A 3,662-nucleotide genomic window follows, 5' to 3' on the forward strand; every position below is an offset into this window, starting at 1 on the left:
CGTCCCCAACATTGATCAACAACTGTGAGAGGTACATTTCACTCTACCTCCGCGGCGGTCAGGTGTCGACGGCGCGTCTCCAGGGAACGGAAGCGGATTATCTCAGAGCGCTTTTCAATGATCACGGCGCGCCACTGCGGCTCTTCGGGGTTGATGCGGTCGAGGCCCATGCCGAGTCCGTACTCCACCATGGTTACGGCGTCGTGGCACAGGCGGCAGAGCGAGCGCAGATCATCGCGTGTCTCGTCGCCTCCGGCGCGCCGATATGTGATGTGCTGTACTGTCGTTGCCGGGGATTTGCAGAAAACACAGAGTCCGCCGTCGTCGTCAAGTCGGGCCTTGCGGGCGGTCCTGTACGCGGAGTTTCGGTAGTCCGCGCGAGGGCGCGGGGGAGGGGCGTGGACCGCTGCGCCGCCGTTGCGCTGACCGATACAGTACCGTCTGCAAGGCTCAGGCGCGTGCGAACGACGAATCGCGGCGCATGGGCAGGTGGCTCAAAGGAGACGGGCACGTCGTACCAAATTTCCGCATCTGGCGGAGCCTCGGACTCTGAGGCGGACGGGGACCACTCCCGTATGCTTTCCAGCCAAGCGGGACGTTCGTCTCCTTTCAGGCGCGGTTGCCATGGCATCGAAGCCAGGGCTGACTGCAATTCGGAGAAATACGCTGGTTCGGCTTCCACCAGTGGACGGGAAGGAGGGCAGCTCTTTCTCCCGAGGAAAGGTGTCCAGACCGGTTGGCGCAGCGCGCGGTGGATGTCGCTTAGGAGATCAGAGTCGCCCTGCAGCGCGACGAGAAACGAAGCGTCGCAAAGGAACTCGCGGCGCGTGAGCATCGCCCCGGGCTTTACTTTGTCCTCGCCCTCGGCGATTCGCATATCAAGCCCGGCGCCCACGGTGTGGTAGTCCCACCACCGTATGCCGGGCCTGTCTATTCGGACAGCCATCCGAAGGGAGGTAAATCTGGCCAATTGCGCGCCGTAAAGGGCCGCCCGTGGGATGCCCATAGCGGCACACAAAAGGCCGATGACTCCTGACTTCGAGGGCGCGTCGAATGTCCTTCGCGCCACGAATTTGGACTGGTTGTTGCCCCAGGCCTGCATTGGCCCTTCCAGTCGGAGGAGAAGGGTGTTCGGATTGGTTGCCATGTCAGTTCACCGGAATCTGCCGGATGGCCTTCCAATCGTGTCCCATGGTCGCGACTACGGCTGCGATCAGCTCATCGAGCGACCTGTAGCTGCTGTCTGCAAGGGTCTTTTCAGTCTTCTCGTCAACGACTGAGAGGCGATGGCGAAGGTTTGGAGAAAACCAGAATGTCATGGTCGGGCGACCAAACCCGGTGTCCATGTCGTAGGCGTACTGGCCGAGTTGCGCGATGCTCTGCGAAATGACGTCTCTATCACCTTTCGCCACTGGAGCGGCGAACGCGTTGGCGTAGTTGAGGGGCATATCCCTGACCTCAACAAGCACCCCATCAGGCGGGTTGTGCGCAGCAAAGCTATTTTGCTTTCCTGTTGGGTTCACAATCGCCGAGCCGCGGATGAACTAGCCGACGGTGCGCGCAGCCAATTCGGCCTCACCGCCCAAGTTCTTTGTGAGGGTGTCAGTATTGATGGCGAAGTACTTGTAGAAACAAGCAGACGAGAAGACCGCTTCATCCACGTAACCGGCTCCGGCATCGTCGCCAGGTTCGTCGTCTGCAGCGACGTAGTAGTCCACCTCCGGGCGCGCCTCGTGGGTGGAGAAGGCGTGCGCAACCTGGAGGGCGGCCTCAACCGTGGTGTCTTTTATGACGCCTGTCTCAAGCATTCTGCCGCTCAAAGCCATGTCCGGAGCAGTGGAGTGTTTGCTTATGATCTCCGCGAACTTCCGGGCGATTTGGTCGTCGCTGGCGGTGGAATCGCTTACCATGGTTTCCGCCATGATGCGGATAGACTTGCGGGTTGTATAGACCAGCATCTTGCTCCTCGAGCTCTCGCCGTCTTCGTCACTGCTCGCCTTCTTGGTTGTCTTCTGTCTAATGCCGCACTTCTCTAGAACCCGCTCCGCGCGTTCGACGTTCTTGGCGTTGCCGTCAATTTCTGCAGCGATCATTTTCGCTAGTTGCCGTGTGCGGACGCCGCCTCGCAGCGGCTCGAATTCTGCGCTCATGCGGATGCTCCTTTTGAGGCACTGGCTTGAAATCCGCGAGCGAAGAACGCCGCCAAAATAGCAGGTCTTCGGCGCGCCAAGGTCGTCCCGGTTTAGATTCGCCGCGCTGTGGTTCTGTATCGCGTGTACCTGTATCAGCATGCTCTTCTCCTAAAGATTTTCGACGTATTGCTCTGCCCACTTCGCCCTTGTTGAATCGCGTTCCCAAATTGAGAGGTCGTCGGTCAGTCTCGCCCAATTCAGATGTGCTTTGCTCGCAGAAATTGTCGCCAAAGCCCACGCAAGCGACGGTTCAATCGCTGCCAGCGGGAGCGTGAGCATCTTGTCGAACCGCGCCCGGTAGCGGCGTTTGGCCTTCAGTTCTTCGGGCTCGATGCGGCTCAGCAAGCGGCTGATTTCCGCGCCTTCGACGGCATTGGGAATCGGGTACGATGCGAACAGCTTCGCAACGAGCCATGCCACTTCGCGGCGAGGGGCCTGTGCCGACTGCGCCCGCAACGGCCACCAGACGCCGGTGAACAGGTCAAAACCAAGGACGGTCTCATCCAGCCCTTTGCCGGAGAGAGAACGGAGCAGCGTGAGCTCGCCCTCCTTCAACGACGTTAGCCGAGTGATGTACTGCTGCGTGCTCATGCGCCTCCTCTCCTGCCTTTCTCCTTCGCGGGCGTCCGCATGGTCGGCAGGGCTTCTGAGATGGCCTTGCGCCGTTCGGCGTCTTTGGAGGTCGTGCCGGGTGCAAGGGACTTACCCAGTACGGCCAGCACGGGGCGATACTCCTCAGCCGCCTTGGCCCACCGGGACTCGTTCGTGGCCCCTGTTTGCACAGTCACATTGATAGCTCGCTCTTCGACATGTGGTCGAAAGACGACAGTTGTAGCGGCAATTTCAACATTCCTTCGCTTGCCTGGACCCATTTCCAGACCCGTTTTGCGGGCCAGGTTCGCGGCCATTTTGTCGCCTTCCTTTTGCCACTGCCGGAGCGTTTCTGCGAACGCTTCGGGCTGGGCCTTGGAGGGCAGGGGAATGGTTCGCTCCCAAACATCGATGTTCTTCGCCTTATCCGTGGCAAACCCGACGACATGGAGAGTAGTGGCATCCGAGAGCCTTTCGGGACGGTTTTCGACCAGTCGCGCTAACAACTCCGGCCAAGGGCGGTCCGTCTTAAACCGGCCAGTGGCAGTGGGGTCTTGTGCCTTGCTGGACTTACTGGGTGTCACTTCGGCATAGATGACGTGTGGGTCCGTCCACCGGTCGGTATGGAGGTCACCGGCTGATTGGAATTCGCAGGCTCTGATAAGTGCCTCAGCGCGAACTCCACAATTCGCGCATACCCCTGCGGGTCCGCTGGGTTCATCGAGCCATACGCGCCTGGACAGAGCAGTAAGGCCGGTCAACAGAGGCACCACTATGTGGTCGTTCGCGGCAAACACGGGTTGCACCCAGGCAGGAACGCCGATCTCTGGTACTGGTGCCCAGTTAGCGACAAGGGTTGACGGGAGGGTCTTGCCGACT

6 protein-coding genes are annotated in these 3,662 nt (G+C 60.2%); all 6 read right to left on the reverse strand.

Going from position 1 to position 3,662, the window contains the following annotated elements; all coding sequences use genetic code 11:
• Positions 1-38 precede the first annotated feature (38 nt).
• A complete protein-coding gene (locus FJ319_14580; protein MBM3935490.1) occupies positions 39-473 on the reverse strand; it encodes an HNH endonuclease in 435 nt (144 codons plus the stop codon).
• On the reverse strand, positions 194-1,147 hold the full coding sequence (gene cas5e, locus FJ319_14585; GenBank protein ID MBM3935491.1) for a type I-E CRISPR-associated protein Cas5/CasD: 954 nt from the start codon (positions 1,145-1,147) through the stop codon (positions 194-196). The genes FJ319_14580 and cas5e overlap by 280 nt, the downstream gene beginning before the upstream one ends.
• Position 1,148: 1 nt before the next feature.
• Entirely contained in the window at positions 1,149-1,541 is a 393-nt protein-coding gene (locus FJ319_14590; GenBank protein MBM3935492.1) for a hypothetical protein, read from the reverse strand.
• Between the two features lie 3 nt (positions 1,542-1,544).
• Entirely contained in the window at positions 1,545-2,291 is a 747-nt protein-coding gene (gene cas7e / locus FJ319_14595) for a type I-E CRISPR-associated protein Cas7/Cse4/CasC (protein ID MBM3935493.1), read from the reverse strand.
• Between the two features lie 9 nt (positions 2,292-2,300).
• Complete coding sequence (locus FJ319_14600) at positions 2,301-2,783, reverse strand: hypothetical protein (GenBank protein ID MBM3935494.1); 483 nt, start codon at positions 2,781-2,783, stop codon at positions 2,301-2,303.
• A partial coding sequence (locus FJ319_14605) for a type I-E CRISPR-associated protein Cse1/CasA (GenBank protein ID MBM3935495.1) occupies positions 2,780-3,662 on the reverse strand: 883 nt, incomplete at its 5' end. The genes FJ319_14600 and FJ319_14605, both read right to left, overlap by 4 nt.

This window comes from SAR202 cluster bacterium (assembly GCA_016872355.1).
Taxonomy (GTDB): domain Bacteria; phylum Chloroflexota; class Dehalococcoidia; order Lucifugimonadales; family VGZY01; genus VGZY01.